This window comes from Pseudomonas sp. SG20052, assembly GCF_031766055.1.
GTDB lineage: Bacteria > Pseudomonadota > Gammaproteobacteria > Pseudomonadales > Pseudomonadaceae > Aquipseudomonas > Aquipseudomonas mandelii.
Genome location: NZ_CP134498.1, coordinates 3,018,220 through 3,041,594, shown reverse-complemented (window position 1 = coordinate 3,041,594; position 23,375 = coordinate 3,018,220). Strand labels below are relative to the sequence as shown.

Genomic DNA, 23,375 nt, shown 5'->3' with positions numbered 1-23,375 from the left:
GATCTTTAGAGTTGTTCAGGTTAGGTTCAGGTAAATGCCAATGAATGCCATTTGGGAATGAGTGTCATTATGTTACAACTTAGCACCCTATCTAATTCCACGACGGTGCTGAATGCTTGTTCCTTTTCTGATCATGCTTCGCGAAGGCATTGAAGCCGCGTTGATCGTTGGCATCATCGCCAGCTACCTCAAACAGACCGGCCGTGGCCAGTGGATGCCCGCCGTGTGGATCGGCGTTTTCCTTGCCGTTGCGCTGGCCTTGCTGGTGGGCGGTGGTCTGGAGCTGGTGAGCGCCGAATTCCCGCAGAAACAACAGGAGTTGTTTGAAGGTGTGGTCGGCCTGGTGGCTGTCGGCATTCTCAGCTCCATGGTCTTCTGGATGCGCAAAGTGGCGCGTTCGATCAAGCACTCGCTGCACGTCTCCCTCGATCACGCGCTGACCGGCTCCAAACACCAGGTCACGGCACTGATCGCCATGGTGTTTTTCGCCGTGGCCCGGGAAGGCCTGGAGACGGTGTTCTTCCTGCTCGCGGTGTTCCAGCAGAGCGAAGGCCCGGCGGCACCGATCGGCGCCCTCCTCGGCCTGATCCTGGCGATCATCGTCGGCTTCCTGATCTACACCGGCAGCATGCGCCTGAACCTCGGCGCGTTCTTCCGCTGGACCGGCTTGTTCATCCTGGTGGTGGCGGCGGGCATTCTCGCCAACTCGGTGCAGGCGCTGCATGAAGCCGGAGTCTGGAATCACCTGCAAACCGTGCTCTTGGACTTCAGTGCGACGCTGCCGGTGGACGGCCCGGTGGGTTCGGTGCTGGCCGGCATGTTCGGTTACCAGGACGCGCCGACGGTCAGCACCCTCGGGGCCTATCTGATTTACCTGGCAGTGGCGCTGGTGATGTTCTTCATCCCAGCCCCGGCACCCGCTGAACAACCTTCTTCCGTTTCCAGCCAATAAGGGCACCCATGCCAAATCAAGCCCCTCCCCAGGCCTCGCCTCCCCGCGCCTTGCGCTGGGCGGTGGCCGGTTCGGTGATCGTGATGATCGCCGCCGGCGGCCTGTTTTACTACGCCTCGAAAATGGCGGCGGCCAAGCGCCAGGTTAACCATGACGAAGTGCTGGTGACCATTCACCCGCACAGCTGCGAGCCGAATGCGCTGACCGTTCCGGCGGGTCGCGCCAGCTTCCGCATCGTCAATCGCTCGGATCGGGCGGTGGAATGGGAGATCCTTGACGGCGTGCTGGTGGTCGAAGAACGGGAAAACATCGCGCCGGGCCTGAGCCAGGTGATCAATGCCAACCTGCTACCCGGCGACTATGCGATCACCTGCGGATTGCTGAGCAACCCGCGAGGCACCTTGCACGTGACTCCGACTGCCGCCTCCGATGCGGCCGCCAAGGCCAAGCCGTCGATGGTCGCCTTCGTAGGGCCGTTGTCTGAATTCCGTGTGTACCTGAGCAGTCAAAGCAAAGCGCTGATCAAAGCCGTCGCCGCCCTTGAGCAAGCAATCGCCGCTGGCGACCTGAGCCAGGCACAAGCGCTGTATGTGCCCGCCCGCGCCGCTTATCAACGGATCGCCCCCGCCGCCCAGCGTCTGGCTGAACTCGACAACGCCATCAATGCCCGCGCCGATTACTTCGAGAAACGCGAACAGGATCCAGCCTTCAGCGGTTTCCACCGCATCGAGTACGCGCTGTTCCAGCAACGCAACCTCGACGGTCTGGCACCGGTTGCCCAGCGCTTGAACAGCGACGTCGCCACGCTCAAACAGCAACTGCTCGCGCAATCGCTGCCACCGGAACAGTTGGTGAGCATTGTCGCGCGCAATCTGCACAGCCTCGCCGATGTGCGTGCCAGCAGCGGTGAAGAAGAACGCTACAGCCACACCGACCTGAACGGTTTCGCCGCCAACCTCTTTGCTGCGCGCAAAGTCGTCGACCTGTTGCGCCCGTTGCTGACCAAGTCCGCCACCGAGTTGTTGCCGAAGATCGACAGCGCGATCACTGCCCTCGATGCCGAACTCAATGGGTTGAAGGTCCAGGACGGCTACGCGAGCTACGACACAGTGAGTGCCGCGCAGCGTAAACAGATCGCCGACAAGGCCAAGGCGCTGGCCGACGCACTCGATGGAATCGATCCCGCCCTCGGCCTTTCCGGCCTTTAAGCAGAAGACTCAAAACCGATGAACGATTCAGAACACTTCAACCTCCAGCGTCGCCGTGTATTGATGGGCATGGGCGCTGCGGGTGTTGCGCTGGCAGGCTCCGCACTGAGCTGCCCGGCGATGGCCGCAAGCCCCGCGCAAGTCACCGAAGCGCCAAGCAGCGACAAGACCGAAGACCGCCACGCGTTCCATGGCAAGCACCAGACCGGCATCGTCACTCCGCGCCCGGCGTCCGGCATGTTGGTGTCGTTTGATGTGCTGGCCAGTGATCGCGAGGACCTGGAACGGCTATTCCGCACCCTCAACGAGCGCATCGCGTTCCTGATGCAGGGCGGACCGGTGGCGCAAGTCGATCCGAAACTGCCGCCGATGGATTCGGGCATCCTCGGCCCGGTGGTCACGCCGGACAACCTGACCATCACCGTATCGGTGGGCGAGTCGCTGTTCGACGAGCGCTTCGGCCTGGCCGCGGCCAAGCCCAAACGGTTGAGCCGCATGGTCGGTTTTCCTAACGATGCTCTGGAAGCCGATTGCTGCCACGGCGACCTGAGTCTGCAGTTTTGCGCCAACACCACCGACACCAACATCCACGCCCTGCGCGACATTGTGAAAAACCTGCCGGACCTGCTGCTGGTGCGCTGGAAACAGGAAGGCAGCGTGCCGCCCCAGGCCCCGGCGAAACCCGGTGTGCCGGCGCAGAGCGCACGCAATTTCCTCGGTTTTCGCGACGGCTCGGCGAACCCGGACTCCAACGACGCCAAGGCCATGGACAGCCTCGTCTGGGTGCAACCGGGCAGCGACGAACCGGCATGGGCCGCCTATGGCAGCTATCAGGCGGTGCGGATCATCCGCAACTTCGTCGAGCGCTGGGACCGCACGCCCTTGCAGGAACAGGAAAGCATTCTCGGCCGCATAAAAGCCACCGGCGCGCCCATGGGCGGCGCCCATGAAACTGAAGTTCCGGACTACGCCAAGGACCCGCAAGGCAAACTGACCAAACTCGACGCGCATATCCGCCTGGCCAACCCGCGCACTGCTGCGACCCAGGTCAACCTGATCCTCCGTCGGCCGTTCAACTACTCCAACGGCGTGAACAAGAACGGTCAGTTGGACATGGGTTTGTTGTTTATCTGCTACCAGGCCGATCTGGACAAAGGTTTTATCACCGTCCAAACCCGACTCAACGGCGAGCCGCTGGAGGAATACCTCAAGCCGGTCGGCGGCGGTTACTTCTTCACCCTGCCGGGTGTGACGGGCGACCAGGACTTCATCGGTCGCTCGCTGCTTGACACTACCTCACCCAAAACAAACACCTGAACAACCCCCACACGGAACCGTCCCATGAAAAAGTCGCCCCTCGCGTTATTGCTGACCCTAGGCTTGCTCAATACCCCGCTGTCGGCTTTCGCGGCGACGGCGCCGCTGGAGCTGGTGCAGCCGATTTCGGATTACAAAATCTATGTCACCGAGCAACTGGATGAGCTGGCCAGCCACACACAGCAGTTCACCGATGCAGTGAAAAAAGGCGACTTGGCCACCGCCAGGAAACTGTACGCACCGACCCGGGTTTTCTACGAATCGATCGAGCCGATTGCAGAGCTGTTCAGCGACCTCGATGCGTCCATCGACTCACGCGTTGATGACCACGAAAAAGGCGTGAAGGCCGAAGATTTCACCGGTTTCCACCGCATTGAATATTCGCTGTTCTCGCAAAACAGCACCCAGGGTCTCGATGAACTGGCCGATGGCTTGAACAAAGACGTCAAAGACCTGCAAACCCGCGTCGCCGGCCTGACCTTCCCGCCCGAGAAAGTCGTGGGCGGCGCCGCTGCCTTGCTTGAAGAGGTGGCGGCCACCAAGATCTCCGGTGAAGAAGACCGCTACAGCCACACTGACCTGTATGACTTCCAGGGCAACATCGACGGCGCGAAGAAAATCGTCGACCTGTTCCGTCCGCAGATCGAAAAGCAGGACGCGGCGTTTATTGCCAAGGTCGACAAGAACTTTGCCAGCGTGAACAAGATTCTGGCGAAGTACAAAACCGGGGATGGTGGGTTCGAGACGTATGACAAGGTGAAAGAGAACGACCGCAAGGCGTTGGTTGGGCCGGTGAATACGTTGGCTGAAGACCTTTCCACATTGCGTGGGAAATTGGGTTTGAACTGATTTTTGTAGCGTTTTGGCGGGCCTCTTCGCGGGCAAGCCTCGCTCCCGCAGCGAGGCTTGCCCGCGAAGGCATTATCACGCTCACCGATATTCCTCCTGCCTTGCACATAACCCGCGCTAACATCCCCCGCCAATAATAAAAGCTCACGGAAGACTCACCATGACCACCCCTGCCTTCGACCTGCGCCCACTCATGGTCGCCAACATGGCCTGTTCCATGTCGATGATGGCGTTCGTCTCCCTGATCGGACCGATCGCCCGGGTGTTGGGCCTGGCCACCTGGCAGGCCGGCGCGGCGGTGACGGTGTCCGGGGTGATCTGGATGTTGCTCGCCCGCCCCTGGGGTCGGGCCAGTGATCGCTATGGCCGGCGACGGATTCTGTTGATCGCCACAGCCGGCTTCACCCTCGCCTACTGGGCCTTGTGCCTGTTCATCGATGCCTCGTTGCGTTTTCTGCCGTCGGCGCTGTTGGGGTTTATCGGGTTGATGATCGGACGCGGCCTGATCGGCGTGTTCTATGCTGCGATTCCGGTGGGCGGCAACGCGCTGATCGCCGACAACATCGAGCCGCAACACCGCGCCAAAGCCATGGCGGCCCTGGGCGCGGCCAACGCCTGCGGACTGGTGATCGGCCCGGCGATTGCGGCGTTGTTGTCGCGCTTCAGTCTGAGCTTGCCGTTCTATGCCATGGCGATCCTGCCGTTACTGGCGTTTGTGGTGCTGCACTACAAACTCAAGGGTCAGGAACTGCACCTGCGGCAAGCGCCGCGCAAGGTTCATCTGAACGATCCACGACTGCGTCGCCCAATGGCTGTCGCGTTTGTGGCGATGCTCTGTGTGTCGATTGCGCAGATCACCGTCGGCTTCTTCGCCCTCGACCGACTCGGCATGAACCCGGCCGATGCCGCGCAAACCGCGGGCATCGCCTTGACCATGGTCGGTTTCGCGCTGATCTGTTCGCAACTGCTGGTGCGCCGGCTTGAATGGCCGCCGCTGCGGCTCATCCGCGCGGGCGCACTGGTGGCGGCCGTGGGCTTTGCCGGCAGCATCCTGGCGGATGCTGCGTGGGGTTTATGGCTGTGTTTTTTCGTGTCGGCGGGTGGGATGGGGCTGATCTTTCCGTCGTTCGCCGCACTGGCGGCCAACGCGGTCGACGCCTCGGAACAAGGCGCCACCGCCGGCTCCATTGGTGCCGCGCAAGGCTTTGGCGTGGTCATCGGACCGCTGGCGGCGACGTTGATCTACGACGTCGATCCGCGCCTTCCCTACCTGTTTGCCGCTGCGCTGTTGCTGCTGGTGGCGTTGTGGCCACAGACGCGGCAGCACTGAGGGTTACAAAATCCGATAGAGCAACCGCTCGATCCGCACCCGACTGACACGCTTGAGGAACTTGGCCACCGCCGCCGGGTATTCCAGCAGCGTTTCCAGATCCTGATATCGCTGGATGCGCGTGGTGTTGTGGAAAATCTCGCCCAGTTCTTTACTGCGCGGCTCCAGCAATTCGCCTTTCGGGTCATCGATCAGCAACGCGTTCTCAAGGTCGAGGCGGAACGCCCGTGGGTTGAGGTTATTACCGGTCAGCAAGGTGTAGCGCTTGTCGATCCACATGCCTTTGAGGTGATAGGTGTTGTCGCCGTCCTTCCACAAATGCAGGTTCAACTTGCCGCTGTCGATGCTGTGTTGATGGCGTTTGGCAAAGCGCCGCAGGCTGATCTCGTAAAGATACGGCAGCGCGGCGATCACCTTGAACGGCTCGCTCGGCGGGATGAAGAAGTCGTTGGCGGTCTTGTCGCCGACCACGATGTCGATTTTCACGCCGCGCCCCAGAGCCCGGTTGATTTCCCGGGTCACCGCCAATGGCAGGTTGAAATACGGCGTACAGATGGTCAACTGATGCTGAGCGCTGGCGATCAACTCGCAAATCACTCGGCTCAACGGGTTGTTCTTGCCCACACCGAGCAGCGGACTCACCGACAAACCGCCCTTCGCCGTACTGCCGGCCGTGGTGTCGTACGCCGCGTGCTTGAGGCGGCTGCGCAAATCGCCAATGTCGTTGCGCAGGCTGCGGGTAGTCGGCAGGTTCGGCAGGTCGAGGCGATGCACCGCTTTGGAAGCGATCAGACCGTGCTGGATCAAGTGCTGCATGGAATCAGCCAGCGCGTGGTTCTGCAGCAGGTGATAACGGTCGTAGCGGTACTTGTCGAACTTGTGCAGGTAAACGTTGTTCAGGCTCGCGCCGCTGTAGATCACGCAGTCATCGATCACAAAGCCTTTCAAATGCAGCACGCCGAACAACTCGCGAGTCTGCACCGGCACGCCGTACACCGGCACAACACTTTCGTGGGTGCGCGTCGCTTCCTGGTACCAGGCCGAGTTGCCCGGCTGTTTGCCGGCACCGATCAAGCCGCGCTGAGCGCGCAGCCAGTCAACCACCACGACCACGTCCAGTTCCGGACGCTTCAGTTTGGCGGCGTGCAAGGCATCAAGGATTTCCTGACCGGCCTCGTCCTGTTGCAAGTACAGCGCAACGATATAGATGCGTTGGGTGGCACTGGCGATTTTTTCCAGCAGGCAACGCCGGAACTCGGCAGCGCCGGAAAGAATGGTGACGGCATCGGCGGTCAGCGGAAAACTGCGCAGCTTAGGCAGCAGAGAGCGTTTGAAAAGCGACGGCATAGGGCTCGCAAAGGGTCAATTCCGAAGAGTCCGAGAGCTTACACCATGGATCCGCTTGGGTCTTCCCACGGCACCGATCGTTCCCACGCTCCGCGTGGTAATGCCGCCATGGACGCTCTGCGTCCGCTTCGAAATGTGACGCGTAACGTCACGGGATGCATTCCCACGCAGAGCGCGGGAACGATCTTTCTAAAAACCTGTTGACCAAGGAGAACGATCGTTCTACTGTTCGCCACATGAACGAAATCACAAGCAACGACACACGGGACATCATTCTGGATGTCACCGAAAAGTTGATCTATAAAAGTGGCATCGCCGCCACCGGCATGGATCTTCTGGTGAAAACCGCCGGCGTCTCCAGAAAAAGTATCTACCGCTACTTCGCCAACAAGGAGGAGCTGACCGTCGCCGCCCTGCAACGCCGCGACGCGCGCTGGATGCACTGGTACAGAAGTGAAGTCGACCAGGCTGAAACCCCGGCCGACCGCCTGCTCAACCTGTTTACCGTGCTCAAGGCCTGGTTCGCCTCTGAAGGTTTCCGTGGCTGTGCGTTCATCAATACCAGTGGTGAAACCGGCGACCCGTCAGACCCGGTTCGCCTGGTCGCCAAAGACCACAAACAAAAGCTGCTCGACTACGTGTGCGAGCTCTGCACCGAACATGGCGCTAACGACCCGGAGACGCTGGCCAAACAGCTGCTGATCCTCATCGACGGCGCCATTACCGTAGCGCTTGTGATGGGTGATCACAGTGCCGCCGATAATGCGCAATGCATGGCGCGAAAGTTATTGGACCTGTAACACTTGAACCAAGCCTGACAACTTGCTCGAACTCTAACTTGAAAGGGAGACTATATATGTCTAACGCCGAAGTTCGTCCGCCATTGCCGCCGTTTACCCGTGAATCAGCCATCGAAAAAGTTCGCCTGGCCGAAGACGGCTGGAACTCCCGCGACCCGGAACGCGTGTCGCTGGCCTACACCCTGGACACCCAGTGGCGTAACCGCGCCGAGTTCGCCTACAACCGCGAAGAAGCCAAAGGTTTCCTGACCCGCAAGTGGGCCAAGGAACTGGATTATCGCCTGATCAAGGAACTCTGGGCCTTCACCGGCAACCGCATCGCCGTACGTTACGCCTATGAATGGCACGACGACTCGGGTAACTGGTTCCGTTCCTACGGCAACGAAAACTGGGAGTTCGATGAAAACGGTTTGATGGCCAACCGGTTTGCCTGCATCAACGACATGCCGATCAAGGAAAGCGACCGCAAGTTCCATTGGCCACTGGGACGTCGCCCGGATGATCATCCGAGCCTGTCCGACCTTGGTCTGTAACCGCTGATCCCCTGTAGGAACGCGACTTGCCCGCGAAGGCGATGTAACAGGCCACTTATTTGTTGACTGTGAATCAGCCTTCGCGGGCAAGCCTCGCTCCTACGGGATTTATGTCGTCCGCCCATTTTGTGATGACCACAATCCCGTAGGAGCGAGGCTTGCCCGCGAAAGGGCCAGACCAGTCGCCGCAAAGTCTGGATCTAGGTAAGATATCGGCCCTTCCCCGCAGCCCCTTGCTGCACCCCGCCGAATAAGCCGATTTCCATGCCTTTTGAACTCAGCGTTGACCTCACCACCCTGGCCATTCTGGCCATTGTCGCCTTCATTGCCGGTTTCATCGACGCCATCGCCGGCGGTGGCGGTCTGCTGACTACCCCGGCGCTGTTGACCGCCGGCCTGCCGCCACACCTGGTGCTGGGCACCAATAAGCTGAGTTCGACCTTCGGCTCCGCCACCGCCAGTTTTACCTTCTACCGCCGCAAGCTGTTCCATCCCCGGCAGTGGGTGCACGCCATCGTCGGTACGCTGGTCGGTGCGCTGACCGGCGCCGTGGTCGCGCATTACCTGCCCGCCGAATGGCTGAACAAAATGCTGCCGGTGATCGTGTTCGCCTGTGGCCTGTATTTGTTGTTCGGCGGCACGCCAAAAGCGCCGCTGGACAGCGACGCACCGATCAAGAAAAAGTGGCAATCGACCCAAGGCTTCAGCCTCGGTTTCTACGACGGCGTGGCCGGTCCGGGCACCGGCGCGTTCTGGACTGTCAGCAGTCTGCTGATGTATCCGATTGACCTGGTGAAGGCCAGCGGCGTGGCGCGCAGCATGAACTTCGTCAGCAACATCGCGGCGCTGTCGGTGTTCGTGTTTTCCGGGCAGGTGGACTGGATCATCGGCCTGAGCATGGGCCTGTCGGTGATGGTCGGCGCGTTCTTCGGGGCTCGCACCGCCATCAGCGGCGGCGCGAAGTTCATTCGCCCGGTGTTCATCACCGTGGTGCTGGGCTTGACCGTGCGGCTAGCCTGGCAGCACTGGTTCAGCGTGGCCTAAGCGCCGCGCCACGTAGACGTCGATGAGGTAACGGGCAATCGAGCGCGACGCCGGCAAGGGTGGCAACTCATGAACGTTGAACCACTGGGCGTCTTCAATCTCGTCTTCCTGACAGACAATCTCGCCACCGGCGTACTCGGCGTGAAAGCCGAGCATCATCGAATGCGGGAACGGCCAGCACTGGCTGCCCAGGTACTGGATGTTCTTGACCTCGATCTGCACCTCCTCGCGCACTTCGCGAATCAGGCAGTCCTCGGCTGACTCGCCCGGCTCGGCAAACCCCGCCAACGTGCTGTAGACCCCGGCCACGAAACGTGGCGAACGGGCCAACAGCACCTCGTCGCCCCGGGTCACCAGCACAATCATGCTCGGCGAGATGCGCGGGTAATAGCGTAAATCACACGGTTCGCAGTACATCGCACGCTCACGAGGAACTTGCGTCGCCGCCTGACCGCAATTGCCACAAAAGCGATGCTCGCGGTACCAGGTGCCGATCTGCGCGGCATAACCAAGCACCTTGTACACCGTGTGATCGCCATCGAGCATGAACGCCCGCAAGCCTTTCCAGTTGCAGCCCGGTACGTCGCTGTGACTGCGCAATTCCAGCAGGTAGACCGGTTCGCCATCCAGGTGACCGATGCCATGTTCGGCCAGGATCGACAGGTCCTGGCGTTTGAGCCATTCGCGGGGGAACAGCGCGCCATTGTCGTCGAACAGAAAGCCTTCGGGGCTGCGAGCCACGGCCCAGCCGCCAGGTTGATCGGTGTCCAGTACTGCGGTGGTCCAGCGTGAAGTCATTTTAATCAGTCCAGAAATTCGGGTTTCTGTTTGCTCATATGGGCAGCCATGGCCACGCGCAAATCGGTGGATTGCAGCATGGCGGCGTTCCAGGTGGCAACGTATTCGAGGCCGTCGTCGATGCGGTGGTCGCGCATGTAGCTGATCATCTCTTTGGTGCCGGTGACCGCGATCGGCGACTTGCTGGCGATTTCCCGGGCAATGCCCATCACACCATCCAACAGGCTGGCCTGGTCGCTGTAAACGCGATTGACCAGGCCGATGTTGCGCGCTTCCTCGGCGCCAAAGGTGCGACCAGTGTAAGCCAGTTCACGCAGCATGCCGTCACCGATGATCCGCGGCAAACGTTGCAAAGTGCCAACGTCGGCGGCCATGCCGATGTCGATTTCCTTGATCGAAAATTGCGCATCCTCGGCGGCGTAACGCATGTCGCACGCGGCAATCAGGTCGATGGCGCCGCCCAGGCAATAACCCTGAATCGCCGCCAGCACCGGCTTGCGGCAGTTATCGACGGCGTTGAACGACGCTTGCAGAGCGAGGATCTTGCGGCGCAGCAGACGTGCATTGCGGCCGACGTCCTTGCCCAGTTCATTGGCCACTCCGGCCAGCATCATCAGGTCGATGCCGGAGGAAAAGTGCTTGCCGGCGCCACTGAGTACAACAACCCGGGCTTCATCGGTGTCATCGATCCACTGGAAAATGTCGATGATCTCGCTCCAGAACGCGGCGTTCATCGAATTGATCTTTTCCGGGCGGTTGATCTGCACATGGGCGATTTTATCGGCCAGTTCGACGGTGAACGCGGTGTACTGAGACATGGCAGTGATCCTTTTACCGGGCAAAAATGAGGACCGGACTATAACAAGGCATTGCGTGGGGGAGTAAGGCAGTGGTTCGGCCAAAAGCGGGACTGCCTCGGGTTCTCCAGTGTCTGATCTGACCTCTTCGCGGGCAAGCCTCGCTCCTACGGGCATACGGTGCCTTTGTAGGAGCGAGGCTTGCCCGCGAAGGCAGCACCGCCGATCTAACTGCCCTTCACCGCCACAAACGCCACGGTTTCATAAGGTACGGTCACCACATCCTTGCCGCGCAAGTCAGGCTCCCCGGCAATCAACGCCCGCATCTGTTCATCCACCCTCTCCCGCTGCTCCTCGGGCAACGCCGCAATAAAACTGGTCGAGCGCACGCGATTGAAGATCACATCTTCCGGCGCCCCCGTGTGCCCATGGCTGAAATACTGGGCTTGCAACGGCCCGAACGCCGGATGAGGAAAGGCCTGACGCCAGGCTCCCGTGTAGTAGCGCGGCGTATCGCCTTCCAGCGCGTTGACGATCGCATCCAGTTTCGGCACCCAACTCACCTTGGTATCGCGCAGGTTCCACACCAGGCCCAGTCTGCCACCGAGCTTGAGGACCCGGGCGATTTCGGTCAGAGCTTCAGTGCTGGCAAACCAGTGAAAGGCCTGGGCGCAGACCACCACGTCCACTGATGCATCCGGCAGCGGCAAATCCATCGCGGTGCCGCTCACCGCCAACACATCGGGGAACGCGTCGGACAACTTCTCAAGCATCTGCGGCACCGGTTCCACGGCAATCACCTGCGCGCCGGTCGCGACCAGGCGCCCAGTGAATTTACCGGTGCCCGCGCCCAGATCGATCACGGTTTTGCCCGCGTTCAAGCCCAGGGTTTCGCTCAGCCACTCGGCCACTTGCGGCGGGTAGTCCGGGCGGCCGCGAACATAAGTATCGGCCCCGGTTTTGTAACCCGCAGCCGCAGAATGATGGACCTGATCTTTCATGGCAGTGCTCCTGAACAACGAATGCTGTCGAGCATAGCGCCTCGATTTGAGCTTTCCCCGCCAAAGAAATGAATAATTGTTCACCCTGCGGTGTTCTCCAATCAACGCCCCATGAGAATTGCCCTTGCCGCCGCCTGCGGCCGGGGCGTGGTTTACACTCAATCGAATCAACTCGCCGAGCATTTTCCATGACTATCCGTTTTGCTGTTTTCACCGCCCCGCTGTTGCTCGCCGTTGCGTTGTCCGGTTCACTGGCCCTGGCCGATGGCGACGATGACGCTCCGGCCAAACCCAACTGCCCCAAAGGCCAGGTGTTCGACACCAAATCGCAGAAGTGCGTCATGCAAACCAGCAGCCTGGTCCCGGACGCTGACCGCACCGATTACGCCTACCGCCTGGCCAAGGACGGTCGCTACGAAGAAGCCCTGGCCCTGCTCGATACGCTCAAGAATCCAAATACGGCCAAGGCTCTGAACTACCGCGGCTATGCCACGCGTAAACTGGGGCGTACCGACGAAGGCATCGGTTATTACCTGCAATCGGTCAAACTCGACCCGCACTATGCGCAAGTGCGTGAATACCTCGGCGAGGCTTACGTGATCAAAGGTCGGCTGGACCTGGCGCAAGAGCAGTTGCAGCAGATCAAATCGATCTGTGGCAGTACGTGTGAGGAATATCAGGACCTGGCCGAAGCGATCAATGATTCATCGAAAACCTGACACACCGAACAGACGGAGGTCGCCATCGCCAGCGATCAGGCAATACGAACAGAACTGGGCCAGCATTTGACGCGTTTATGGCGTTACGGCCTGCTGCTGTCCCGGCAACGGCATGTGGCCGAAGACCTGGTGCAAGCCACCTGCGTTCGGGCACTTGAGCGTGCCGGGCAGTTTGTCCCTGGCACTCGCATGGACCGCTGGCTGTTGAGCATTTTGCATTCGATCTGGCTCAACGAAGTGCGCTCCCGACGGGTGCGCCAGGGTCAGGGCCTGGTCGATGCCGACAGCCAGTTGTCGGTTGACGGAGAATCGGTAGCGCAGACCCATGTGCTCGCCGCCCAGGTCATCCGCCGTGTCGACGCCCTGCCCGAGGCCCAGCGTGAAACGGTGTACCTGGCTTACGTTGAAGGCTTGTCGTATCGCGAAGTCGCCGAGGTGCTGCAAGTGCCCATCGGCACCGTCATGAGCCGCCTCGCCGCCGCACGGGTGAAACTGGCTGAATATCCGCCACTGCACACAGTGCCGAACCCTTTCACGGGAGAACGTCGATGAACGAGCGCGCGACACCTTCGGACGAGGAACTGGTGGCGTACCTCGACGATCAGCTCGATGCCGACCAGCGCACCCGCATCGACGCGGCCGTCGCCGAAGACTCGACACTCAACTTGCGCCTGCAATGGCTGGCCCGCAGCAGCCTGCCGTTCAAAGAGGCTTATGACGAACTGGCCCAACAGGCGCCTGTCCACCGCTTGCAGTCGATGCTCGACACTTTGCCCTCGCCTGAACGTCCGGCCCTGAATCGACGCCGATTCCTCGCGGCGGCGGCCGGCCTGGTGGTGAGTGGCGTGGTGGCGGATCGATTGTTCCTTGCCTGGCAACTGAGCCAGGAAAAAAGCAACTGGCGGGGCCTGGTCGCCGACTATATGTCGCTGTACGTGCCGCAAACCCTGGAACACTTGCCCGTCGACGAAGCCTCGCAACGGGCGCAACTGCGAACCATCGACGCGCGCCTGGGCCTGAGCCTGACGCCTGCAAAACTGGCCCTGCCACGGTCCGAATTGAAGCGCGCGCAGATCCTCGAATACGACGGCATGCCGATCGCGCAGATTACTTATCTGGACCCGGCACATGGTCCGATTGCCTTGTGCGCCAAGCGCTCCAACAGTGGTAGCCGGCATTTTTCCCATGAGATTCGGCACAGGATGAATGTGGTGTATTGGGCAGACATGGAACATGCGTGGATGCTGATCGGGCATAACCCGGCGGCGGAACTGGAAGGCATGGCGAAATCGTTGCGTAGCCGACTTAGCGCGTGAGCGAAGTTGCCCTATGCTTGGCGTCTGTTTTCCAAGGAGGAACCTCCCCATGCCAAACGTTTCTCGCACAGCCTTGCTGGTCATCGACGTACAGAACGACTTCATCCCCGGTGGTCAGCTGCCGGTGCCCGAGGGAGACTTGATCGTGCCCTTGATCAACCGCCTGGGCGACCGGTTCAAACAGGTCATCATTACCCAGGACTGGCACCCGCCCGGCCACGCCTCGTTCGCGTCCAGCCATCCCGATCGCGAACCTTACGAGGTCATCGAGCTGCCTTACGGCCCGCAAACACTGTGGCCGGACCATTGTATTCGGGCGACGACAGGGGCCGAGTTACACAAGGGTCTCAACCTGCCCCATGCGCAACTGATCATCCGCAAGGGCTGCAACCCGGACATCGACAGTTATTCGGCGTTTCTGGAAGCGGATCGCACGACCGCCACCGGGCTGGCCGGCTATTTGAAAGAACGCGGCATCGACACCGTCTACCTGGTCGGGCTGGCACTGGATTTCTGCGTGATGTTTTCGGCGCTGGATGCACGGGCGGCAGGGTTCAATGCCTTTGTGGTGATGGATGCGTGCCGGGCGATTGATCTGGACGGCTCGCTGGCGGCGGCGATCGAGCGGATGCAAGTGGCTGGGGTCGGTTTGATTCCCTCAAAAGAAATACTCGGCTGAGCGATCAAAAACCGGCGGCCATTGATGCCCTGTGGCGAGGGGGCTTGCCCCCGTTGGGGCGCGAAGCGGCCTCCTGCATTCTTTAATTCACACCGCATTGGCTGGTTTAGCGACTACTGCGCAGCCGAACGGGACGATGCGGCGTTCCGACAAGCCCCCTCGCCACAGGTTCAGTGTTAGATCAGGCGGCGGTAGGCAGCCACAATCGGAATCGCGCACCACCCAATGGCGACGGTTCCACGGTAAGCGTGCCACCCTGCGCTTCCAGCGCCCGACGACTGATCGCCAGCCCCAGACCAAACCCGCCCGTGGCCCGATCCCGGCTACGATCCAGCCGATAGAACGGTTCAAAGATCCGCTCGCGCTCATCGTCGGGAATGCCGATACCGTCGTCATCGACCCAGATTTCACAACCTTTCGGACAGACCTTTACGCCAATCTGAATGCGCTTTTCGCAATAGCGCATGGCATTGCGCAGCAGGTTCTGTATCGCGCGAGCCGTCAGTCGCGGGTCCAGCACGAAGCGTTCAAGCTGCCCATGCAGCAGCACGTCGATCACGATGTCCGGCGATTCCAGTTCTTCATCGACGCTGCCCAGAATGCTGTCGATGAACTCGTCCAGCGACACTTCAACCTGCTCCGGCAGACGCGCCGGGTTTTGCAGTCGGCTGTAGGACAGCAACTCCAGCACCAGCTCATCCAGCTCCCGTATGTGCGCGACCAGCCCCAGCAACCGCTCGCGACTGGCGGCCGGCAAGTCGTCGGACAGCGCCAGGGCCAGGCCGAAGTCCAGGCGCGTCAGCGGTGTGCGCAGTTCGTGGGACACGGCGTTGAGCAAGTCGCGTTGCTGGTTGAGCAGGTTTTCGATGTCGCCGGCCATGGTGTCGAAGACGGTGGCCAGGCTACCAATGTTGGAGTGCGAGGAGATCTGTGTGCGTTCGCCGAGGTGGCCCTTGCCGAAACGTTCGGCGGTGCCTTTGAGCCGTTCCAGATCGCGCCAGTGCGGACGCAGCCACAGCAACAGGCAGGCGAGCATGGTCGCGCCGATCAGGACGTTGATGCTCCAGTACAACAGGCTGACGTCCATCGGGTCCGGCGGTACGACCATTTCGACAACGGACTGCTCATTCAGCGGTGCCACGGCGAGCGTGCGCCAGCCCCAGTCACCAATGCGCACGACGTTCTCGCCACGCTGCAAACGCTGGCGCTCCTGGAGGGTGAAGTCGGGATCGTCATGGCGGGTCAGAACGATGCGCAGCGGGGCAAACTCCTTGTCCATTTCAGTCGCCAACGCTGGCCATTGAGCTTCCGGCACGGCATGGAACTGTTTGACGATGAGGGTTTGCAGCCCGCGCGAATAATCGAGGTTGTAGGTGACGAACCGTTCATGGAAGAGCTTGATCACCAAGTCCGGCATCAGGTAGATCGCCGCGCTGTAGGAGACGATCATCACCAGATAGAGGCGAAACAGGATCCTGAACATCGTCTCAGCATTCCCACTCGGAACGGCTGAACAGGTAGCCCTTGCCCCACACGGTCTTGATCTTGCGCGCCTCGCCCGCGTGGTCGTCGAACTTGCGCCGCAACTTGGAAATCGCCACGTCCACCGAGCGGTCGGTGCCGTTGAATTCGATGCCGCGCAGGCGTTGCAGGATCTGGTCGCGGCTCAGCACTTCGCCGGCATGCCGGGCCAGCACCACCAGCAGGTTGTATTCACCGCTGGACAGCTCCACCAGCTGATCGCGCCAAGTCACGGTGCGCTCGGACAAGTCGATGCACAAGTTGCCCATGAGGATGCGGTCGTTGGCGGTCTGCGGTTCGCTGAGGCTGCTGCGGCGCAACAGCGTGCGCACGCGGGCCAGCAAGACGCGGGGTTCGCAGGGTTTGGTGACGTAGTCGTCGGCGCCCATTTCCAGCCCCAGCACCTGGTCGTGGCTGTCGTCGCGAGCGGTGAGCATCAGGATCGGCAGCGTGGCCGAATCCGCCCGCAGCAAGCGGCAGACTTGCAGGCCATCGAGCCCGGGCAGCATCAGGTCGAGGATGACCAGGTCCGGCGGATTGACCCGCGCCCGCTCGCGCACGTGGTCGCCACGGCTGATGACACTGACGCTATAGCCATTGCGTTCCAGGTAGCTGGCAATCAGTTCGGAGAGCGCGGTGTCGTCTTCGACCAGGAGGATGTTGGGCATGGGTGTTTCCAGAAAGTGCAGTGGCGACCTTTGGGGCCTCTTCGCGGGCAAGCCTCGCTCCTACAGGGAAATGCGATTACTCGCTCCTACGAGGGAATGCGATTAACGGTAGGAGCGAGGCTTGCCCGCGAAGGCGGCCTGACAGGCGCAAAAAGTTTCAAGCGGCCAAGGATATACGCCCCCGCACGCCCGCGAGCAAAACCCTTACACAATTTCACACAGCACCAACAAAGCTTCACCGCTACTCTCCTCGCCTCCCCGTAGGATGCGGGCAGTCATTATTGGGGTAATTACATGTCAAAGAACCTGCTTGCCAAGCTCAGCCTGATGGCGCTGGCATTGACGCTGAGCGCTTGTGACAAGTCCTCGAACGCCGAAGAACAGGCGCCTCTGGCCACGGTGCGCGTCGAAACAGTCGAAGCCCGGCCCCTGTCGATCACCAGTGAACTGAGCGGGCGAATTGCCGCGCCACGGATTGCCGAAGTCCGCGCCCGGGTCGCCGGCGTCGTGTTGCAACGCACCTTTCGCGAAGGCAGCGACGTCAAAAAAGGCGATGTGCTGTTCCGTATCGACCCGGCGCCCTTCAAGGCTGACCTCGACAGCGCCGAAGCGTCCTTGCGCAAGGCTGAAGCCAATGCGTTCCAGGCCAAATTGCAGGAACAGCGTTATGCCCAGTTGATCGAAGGCAACGCCATCAGCGGCCAGGATTACGACAACGCCCGGGCCAGTGCCCGGCAAACCGCTGCTGATGTCGCCGCCAACAAGGCCTCCGTAGACCGGGCGAAACTCAACCTCGGTTACGCCACCGTCACTGCACCGATTTCCGGGCGCATCGGCCGCGCGCTGGTGACCGAAGGTGCGCTGGTCGGGCAGAACGAAACCACGCCGCTGGCACTGATCCAGCAGCTGAACCCGATTCACGCCGACCTGACCCAATCGACCCGGGAACTCAACGACCTGCGCCGCGCCTTCCGTTCCGGACAGTTGAAGGAAGTGGGCCAGGGCCAGGCCAAAGCCACGCTGATTCAGGATGACGGCAGCCTTTACCCGCTGCCGGGCAAGCTGCTGTTCACCGACATCACTGTCGACCCGGGCACTGGCCAGATTATCGTGCGCAGCGAGTTCCCCAACCCGGACCTCGACTTGCTACCGGGCAGCTTCGTGCGGGTGCGCCTCGAACAAGCCGTCAATCAGCAAGGCATCAGCGTACCGCAGCGGTCCATTCAGCGTGACAGCGCCGGCATTGCCCAGGTGTTGGTGATCGACGCCGAGCAGCGTATCGGCCAGCAAACGGTAGAACTGGGCGCGGTACAGAACGATCGCTGGATCGTCACCGCCGGTCTTAACCCCGGCGACCGCATTGTCACCGAAGGCCTGCAACACGCCAAGCCCGGTGAAAAAGTCCAGATCGACAACACCCCTCTTCCACTTGCCCAGGTTTCTGGTCAGTAAGCAGGACGCTTTTTATGCCGCAGTTCTTTATCGATCGCCCGGTGTTCGCCTGGGTGGTTGCCCTGTTCATCCTGCTGGCCGGCGCCTTGGCCATTCCTCAGTTGCCGGTGGCGCAATACCCCGACGTCGCGCCGCCGCAGATCGAAATCTACGCCGTGTACCCCGGCGCTTCGGCGCAGACCATCGACGAGAGCGTAGTCAGCCTGATCGAGGAAGAGCTCAACGGCGCCGATCACCTGTTGTATTTCGAATCCCAGAGCAGCCTCGGCAGCGCCACCATCAAGGCTACTTTCCAGCCGGGCACCCACCCGGAAATGGCCCAGGTCGACGTGCAAAACCGGCTGAAAGTCGTGGAATCGCGGCTGCCCCAAGCGGTCAATCAGCAAGGCTTGCAGGTGGAGAAAGTCTCCGCCGGTTTCCTGTTGTTGATCACCCTGACTTCCAGCGACGGCAAGCTCGACGATGTGGCGCTCAGTGATTACCTGGCGCGCAACGTGATGAACGAGATCAAGCGTCTGGACGGCGTCGGCAAAGCCCAGTTGTATGGCGCCGAACGGGCGATGCGCATCTGGATCGACCCGCAGAAGCTGATCGGTTTCAACCTGACCCCGGGCGACGTCAACGCCGCCATCGTCGCGCAGAACGCCCAGGTCTCGGCCGGCAGCATCGGCGATTTGCCGACGCGCACCACCCAGGAAATCACCGCGACCATTCTGGTAAAAGGCCAATTGTCGACGCCGGAAGAATTCGCCGACATCGTCCTCAAAGCCACCCCTGACGGTTCCACCGTGCGCATCAAGGACGTGGCGCGGGTCGAGATCGGCAGCCAGGAATATCAGTTCGGCACGCGCCTGAACGGCAAGCCTTCCACCGCCGTCAGCGTACAGTTGGCGCCGGGCGCCAATGCGCTGAGCACCGCGACCCTGGTGCGAGCGAAGATGGATGAACTGGCGCGCTACTTCCCGGCGAACGTGGAATACAAGATTCCTTACGACACCTCGCCGTTCGTCAAAGTCTCGATCACCAAAGTGGTTTACACCCTCGGCGAGGCGATGCTGCTGGTGTTTGCGGTGATGTTCCTGTTCCTGCAGAACATCCGCTACACGCTGATCCCGACGCTGGTGGTGCCGGTGGCGCTGATGGGCACGTTTGCGACCATGCTCGCGCTGGGCTTCTCGATCAACGTGCTGACCATGTTCGGCATGGTATTGGCCATCGGCATTCTGGTGGATGACGCCATCGTGGTGGTGGAAAACGTCGAGCGGATCATGGCCACCGAGGGCCTGTCGCCCAAAGAGGCGACGCGCAAGGCGATGAAGCAGATTACCGGGGCAATCATCGGCATCACCCTGGTGCTGGTGGCGGTGTTTATTCCGATGGCGTTCATGCAGGGCTCGGTCGGGGTGATTTACCGACAGTTCTCGCTGTCGATGGCCACCTCGATCCTGTTCTCCGCCTTCCTTGCGCTGACCCTGACCCCGGCGCTGTGCGCGACGCTGCTCAAGCCGATTGCCAAGGGCGAGCATCACGAAAAGAGCGGGTTCTTTGGTTGGTTCAACCGTGGTTTCGATCGTTTGACCGAGCGTTATCAAGGTTGGGTGGCGTATGCACTGAAACGCACGGGCCGTTATCTGCTGATCTACGGCGTGCTGCTGATTGGTCTGGGCCTGTGTTTCAGTCGCCTGCCCTCCTCGTTTCTGCCGGTTGAGGATCAGGGCTACACCATCACCGACATTCAGCTACCACCGGGCGCGAGCAAAAACCGAACGGTCAAGGTCGTGGAACAAGTTGAAGCGCACAACGCCACTGAGCCGGGTGTCGGCGACAGCACAGTGATTCTCGGTTTCAGTTTTTCCGGCAGCGGACAAAACGCCGCGCTGGCATTTACCACGCTGAAGGATTGGTCGGATCGGGGCAGCGACGACTCGGCGAGTTCGATTGCCGACCGCGCCAACATTGCCCTGAGCCAGATAAAGGATGCGGTGGCCTTCTCGGTGCTGCCGCCGCCGGTTGACGGTCTTGGCACTTCCAGCGGCTTCGAGTTCCGCTTGCAGGACCGTGGCGGCCTCGGTCATGCCACGCTGATGAAGGCGCGTAGCGAATTGCTCGCCGCCGCCGAGAAAAGCCCGATCCTGATGAACGTCCGTGAAAGCGCGCTGGCCGAGGCGCCGCAAGTGCAGCTGGAAGTCGACCGCAAACAGGCCAACGCTTTGGGCGTGTCCTTTGCCGACATTGGCAACGTGCTCTCCACGGCGGTCGGTTCGGCCTACATCAACGACTTCCCCAATCAGGGGCGGATGCAACGGGTGGTGGTTCAGGCTGAAGGCGATCAACGCAGCCAGGTGGCCGATCTGCTGAAGATCCACGTGCGTAACGACGGCGGAAAAATGGTGCCGTTGTCGGCCTTCGTCCAGGCGAAATGGACCCAGGGCCCGGCGCAGTTGACCCGTTACAACGGTTACCCGGCGATCAGCATTTCCGGCGAGCCGGCGCCCGGCCACAGCACCGGCGAAGCCATGGCGGAAATCGAGCGGCTGGTTGCGCTCGGCCCGGCCGGGTTGGGTCAGGAGTGGACCGGGTTGTCGTTGCAGGAACGTTTGTCCGGCAGTCAGGCACCGATTCTGCTCGGGCTGTCGCTGTTGATCGTGTTCCTCTGTCTGGCGGCGCTGTATGAAAGCTGGTCGATTCCAACATCGGTGCTGCTGGTAGTGCCGCTGGGTGTGCTCGGCGCCGTGCTGGCCGTGACCTTTCGCGGGATGCCCAACGACGTGTTCTTCAAGGTCGGACTGATCACCATCATTGGCCTGTCGGCGAAGAACGCGATCCTGATCATCGAATTCGCCAAGAGCCTGTACGACGAAGGGCATGACTTGATCGACGCCACGCTGCAAGCCGCGCGCTTGCGGTTGCGGCCGATTGTGATGACGTCGCTGGCGTTCATTCTGGGTGTGGTGCCGTTGGCAATTGCTACCGGGGCCAGTTCGGCGAGTCAGCAAGCAATCGGCACCGGGGTGATCGGCGGGATGATCACGGCGACGCTGGCGGTGGTGTTTGTGCCGGTGTTTTTTGTGGTGGTGATGAAGTGGGTTGTTCGTTTCAAGAAAAAGGACTGAACCGTTCATTCTATAAACAGCATTTTTTAAGCCCTCACGGCCCCGTGAACTGTCAGATCTGACAGTTCACGGGGTCTGCATTCCTCTTTACGCTGGGTTCAACGCTCAACCAGGTCGTTGAGCACGAGATCAACCCCAGCGAAGGAATGCTCTGATGAAAAAAATCAGCCTTACACCCAATGCCACTACCGGAACATGCACCGCAAATCTTGGCGAGCGCGGAGACTTCGTGGGCGACGAAACAAAAATGAAGCTCTACAAAGACGCTGGTGAAGGTCGTTGGTATGCAATGGCCACTCATAACGTCAAGGAAGACGAAGCCCATTTTTACGATTTCATCTTCAGGATCCCGTATGAGGGCAGTGTGACAAACAAGGTTTACATGATTGATAAGGACGTCAATAACCCCAACACAGTCAACGCTACCTTTTGGGAATTTAATGGACCAGACGCCAGTCCGTTCATCGCTGACAAGGGGCAAGTAACTTTCACCATCGACGAAAAAGAGGAAAAAGCTACCGCCAGTTTCAAGTTCGATGCGGTGTCCCCAACACATGAACTCGTTACAGTGACTGAAGGGGCGTTCGACCTTGCAGGTTTTGATGCAAGCCTGACCGGACCGAAGGAGCACAAAGCGACCGGGAGCTTCACTGCTGAGATTCAAGACGGCGAGGACGTGAAACAATACAGTGCTGTTGAATTTGACCTGACCGCGAACCCTGGTAATGACACCAATTTCCCAGTTGAGCATTGGCGGGCCTGGTCCAAACAACCCGGCTCCCCGAATGCAGTCATCGTCCTGTTTGTCGCCAATACGTTAGAGACCAACAAGGAATACACACTCATCCGGGACAGCGCCGAAGTTCGCGCGATGTACATCGAATTTGATTCCTCCGGGATAAGCAGTTATCTCTCCATTGACGGCAAGCTCCAGCTCGACACCGTCCAACTAAACAAAGATTCATCCTTGGATGTCTTGGCGGGTTCCATCGTGTTCGAAGCCGAACGCTCGGACGGGTCAAAGACTGTCAACGTGAAAAAAGGGCTGTTCAATTTCGACGGCACAAAGCGTCCGGTCTGAGCGTTTCCATAATAGGCAAAAGCCCCGCTCTTGCCGCACCACTCACGGCAGGGCTATGGTGCTGCAAAGCCCCCTGACCTTGAGCCTTCATGCCCTTCCTGGCCCGCACCCACCCTCGCCTGTCCGCCGCCGCCACCCTTGGCGTCGCGGCGGGCATTCTGGCTCCGGCCGATTCGATCATCAGCAAAATCCTCATTGGCTGGAACGTCGGCGTCTGGACTTACCTGATCCTGATGCTTTGGCTCGCCGCCCGTGCGAAGGCGCCAGATGTGAAACGCATCGCCGAGATCGAAGACGAAAACGCCGGGCTGGTGTTGTTCGTGGTGTGCATCGCCGCGCTTGCCAGCCTTGCGACCATCACCTTCGAACTGGCCGGCAGCAAGGACCTGGAAACCACCCGCAAGCTCCTGCATTACGGCTTCACCGCACTGACGGTCATCGGCTCGTGGTTGTTGATCGGGGTGATTTTCAGCGTGCATTACGCTCGCCTGTTCTATACCTGGGACGGCGAAGACTTGGCGTTGCGCTTCGCTGAAGGACTGGAAACACCCAATTATTGGGACTTCCTGTATTTCTCTTTCACCATCGGCGTGGCCGTGCAGACTTCGGACGTGGGTGTGGCGACTCGGAATATGCGCAAGATTGTGCTGGCGCAATCATTGATCGGTTTTTTGTTCAATACGGCGATTCTGGGGTTTTCGATCAACATTGCGGCGGGGCTGTTTAACTGATTATTAAAAACATATAGAAGCCGGTGTTTCAACTGTCAACTCTGACAGTATACAAAGTACCCATTCGGCGTAACTCTGAAGCTGCGAACAAACAAATCGCAGCCCTCACTTTTAATGAA

22 protein-coding genes are annotated in these 23,375 nt (G+C 60.4%); 16 read left to right on the top strand and 6 right to left on the bottom strand.

Going from position 1 to position 23,375, the window contains the following annotated elements; all coding sequences use genetic code 11:
* The first annotated feature begins 112 nt into the window (after positions 1–112).
* From efeU to RHP74_RS13845, 5 genes are all read left to right on the top strand, one after another.
* Complete coding sequence (gene efeU / locus RHP74_RS13865) at positions 113–952, top strand: iron uptake transporter permease EfeU (RefSeq protein ID WP_288113406.1); 840 nt, start codon at positions 113–115, stop codon at positions 950–952.
* Between the two features lie 8 nt (positions 953–960).
* Complete coding sequence (efeO, locus tag RHP74_RS13860; protein ID WP_311099986.1) at positions 961–2,160, top strand: iron uptake system protein EfeO; 1,200 nt, start codon at positions 961–963, stop codon at positions 2,158–2,160.
* An 18-nt stretch (positions 2,161–2,178) separates the two neighbouring features.
* Positions 2,179–3,477, top strand: coding sequence for an iron uptake transporter deferrochelatase/peroxidase subunit (gene efeB / locus RHP74_RS13855; protein WP_311099984.1), 1,299 nt, complete (start codon positions 2,179–2,181; stop codon positions 3,475–3,477).
* A 24-nt stretch (positions 3,478–3,501) separates the two neighbouring features.
* A complete protein-coding gene (gene efeO / locus RHP74_RS13850) occupies positions 3,502–4,326 on the top strand; it encodes an iron uptake system protein EfeO (RefSeq protein WP_169857797.1) in 825 nt (274 codons plus the stop codon).
* 160 nt (positions 4,327–4,486) lie between these two features.
* A complete protein-coding gene (locus RHP74_RS13845; protein WP_154504577.1) occupies positions 4,487–5,656 on the top strand; it encodes an MFS transporter in 1,170 nt (389 codons plus the stop codon).
* Positions 5,657–5,659: 3 nt separating this feature from the next.
* Here the strand turns inward: RHP74_RS13845 and pssA are convergent, their stop codons facing one another.
* Positions 5,660–7,003: a CDP-diacylglycerol--serine O-phosphatidyltransferase gene (gene pssA / locus RHP74_RS13840; protein WP_010460013.1), complete on the bottom strand. Its 1,344-nt coding sequence runs from the start codon at positions 7,001–7,003 to the stop codon at positions 5,660–5,662.
* A 236-nt stretch (positions 7,004–7,239) separates the two neighbouring features.
* Here pssA and RHP74_RS13835 point away from each other — a divergent pair, with 236 nt between their 5' ends.
* The 3 genes from RHP74_RS13835 (at position 7,240) to RHP74_RS13825 (ending at position 9,380) form a co-directional block, all read left to right on the top strand.
* Positions 7,240–7,803 (top strand): TetR/AcrR family transcriptional regulator, encoded by a 564-nt coding sequence (locus tag RHP74_RS13835; protein WP_102593770.1) that lies wholly within the window; start codon positions 7,240–7,242, stop codon positions 7,801–7,803.
* Between the two features lie 56 nt (positions 7,804–7,859).
* Positions 7,860–8,336 (top strand): nuclear transport factor 2 family protein, encoded by a 477-nt coding sequence (locus tag RHP74_RS13830; RefSeq protein ID WP_076031053.1) that lies wholly within the window; start codon positions 7,860–7,862, stop codon positions 8,334–8,336.
* A 264-nt stretch (positions 8,337–8,600) separates the two neighbouring features.
* Positions 8,601–9,380: a TSUP family transporter gene (locus RHP74_RS13825; protein ID WP_102593769.1), complete on the top strand. Its 780-nt coding sequence runs from the start codon at positions 8,601–8,603 to the stop codon at positions 9,378–9,380.
* On the opposite strand, the gene nudC is transcribed toward RHP74_RS13825, so the two are convergent.
* From nudC to RHP74_RS13810, 3 genes are all read right to left on the bottom strand, one after another.
* The gene (gene nudC / locus RHP74_RS13820) at positions 9,348–10,178 is read right to left on the bottom strand and encodes an NAD(+) diphosphatase (RefSeq protein ID WP_169857798.1); all 831 of its coding nucleotides are present in this window, start codon (positions 10,176–10,178) and stop codon (positions 9,348–9,350) included. The genes RHP74_RS13825 and nudC overlap by 33 nt on opposite strands.
* A gap of 5 nt (positions 10,179–10,183) precedes the next feature.
* The gene (locus tag RHP74_RS13815) at positions 10,184–10,996 is read right to left on the bottom strand and encodes a crotonase/enoyl-CoA hydratase family protein (RefSeq protein ID WP_010460005.1); all 813 of its coding nucleotides are present in this window, start codon (positions 10,994–10,996) and stop codon (positions 10,184–10,186) included.
* A gap of 206 nt (positions 10,997–11,202) precedes the next feature.
* Positions 11,203–11,976, bottom strand: a complete 774-nt coding sequence (locus tag RHP74_RS13810) for a class I SAM-dependent methyltransferase (protein WP_311099978.1) — start codon at positions 11,974–11,976, stop codon at positions 11,203–11,205.
* Positions 11,977–12,164: 188 nt separating this feature from the next.
* On the opposite strand from RHP74_RS13810, the gene RHP74_RS13805 reads away from it, so the two are divergent.
* From RHP74_RS13805 to pncA, 4 genes are all read left to right on the top strand, one after another.
* Positions 12,165–12,695 (top strand): tetratricopeptide repeat protein, encoded by a 531-nt coding sequence (locus RHP74_RS13805; protein WP_083376824.1) that lies wholly within the window; start codon positions 12,165–12,167, stop codon positions 12,693–12,695.
* A 66-nt stretch (positions 12,696–12,761) separates the two neighbouring features.
* Positions 12,762–13,247, top strand: a complete 486-nt coding sequence (locus RHP74_RS13800; RefSeq protein WP_077748369.1) for an RNA polymerase sigma factor — start codon at positions 12,762–12,764, stop codon at positions 13,245–13,247.
* On the top strand, positions 13,244–14,011 hold the full coding sequence (locus tag RHP74_RS13795; protein ID WP_154911755.1) for an anti-sigma factor: 768 nt from the start codon (positions 13,244–13,246) through the stop codon (positions 14,009–14,011). Before RHP74_RS13800 ends, RHP74_RS13795 begins: the two co-directional genes overlap by 4 nt.
* Before the next feature lie 49 nt (positions 14,012–14,060).
* Positions 14,061–14,690: a bifunctional nicotinamidase/pyrazinamidase gene (pncA, locus tag RHP74_RS13790; RefSeq protein WP_221109459.1), complete on the top strand. Its 630-nt coding sequence runs from the start codon at positions 14,061–14,063 to the stop codon at positions 14,688–14,690.
* Positions 14,691–14,871: 181 nt separating this feature from the next.
* On the opposite strand, the gene RHP74_RS13785 is transcribed toward pncA, so the two are convergent.
* Both RHP74_RS13785 and RHP74_RS13780 read right to left on the bottom strand, forming a co-directional pair.
* On the bottom strand, positions 14,872–16,173 hold the full coding sequence (locus tag RHP74_RS13785; RefSeq protein ID WP_304818131.1) for an ATP-binding protein: 1,302 nt from the start codon (positions 16,171–16,173) through the stop codon (positions 14,872–14,874).
* Positions 16,174–16,177: 4 nt separating this feature from the next.
* Positions 16,178–16,879: a response regulator transcription factor gene (locus RHP74_RS13780; RefSeq protein ID WP_010459989.1), complete on the bottom strand. Its 702-nt coding sequence runs from the start codon at positions 16,877–16,879 to the stop codon at positions 16,178–16,180.
* Positions 16,880–17,173: 294 nt separating this feature from the next.
* Here RHP74_RS13780 and RHP74_RS13775 point away from each other — a divergent pair, with 294 nt between their 5' ends.
* The 4 genes from RHP74_RS13775 (at position 17,174) to RHP74_RS13760 (ending at position 23,256) form a co-directional block, all read left to right on the top strand.
* Complete coding sequence (locus RHP74_RS13775) at positions 17,174–18,331, top strand: efflux RND transporter periplasmic adaptor subunit (RefSeq protein WP_311099972.1); 1,158 nt, start codon at positions 17,174–17,176, stop codon at positions 18,329–18,331.
* Between the two features lie 14 nt (positions 18,332–18,345).
* A complete protein-coding gene (locus tag RHP74_RS13770) occupies positions 18,346–21,444 on the top strand; it encodes an efflux RND transporter permease subunit (RefSeq protein ID WP_311099970.1) in 3,099 nt (1,032 codons plus the stop codon).
* A 154-nt stretch (positions 21,445–21,598) separates the two neighbouring features.
* On the top strand, positions 21,599–22,525 hold the full coding sequence (locus RHP74_RS13765; protein WP_221109454.1) for a hypothetical protein: 927 nt from the start codon (positions 21,599–21,601) through the stop codon (positions 22,523–22,525).
* An 89-nt stretch (positions 22,526–22,614) separates the two neighbouring features.
* Positions 22,615–23,256 carry a DUF1345 domain-containing protein gene (locus RHP74_RS13760; protein ID WP_221109452.1) on the top strand — a complete coding sequence of 214 codons (642 nt, stop codon included), beginning with the start codon at positions 22,615–22,617 and terminating at the stop codon, positions 23,254–23,256.
* Positions 23,257–23,375 lie beyond the last annotated feature (119 nt).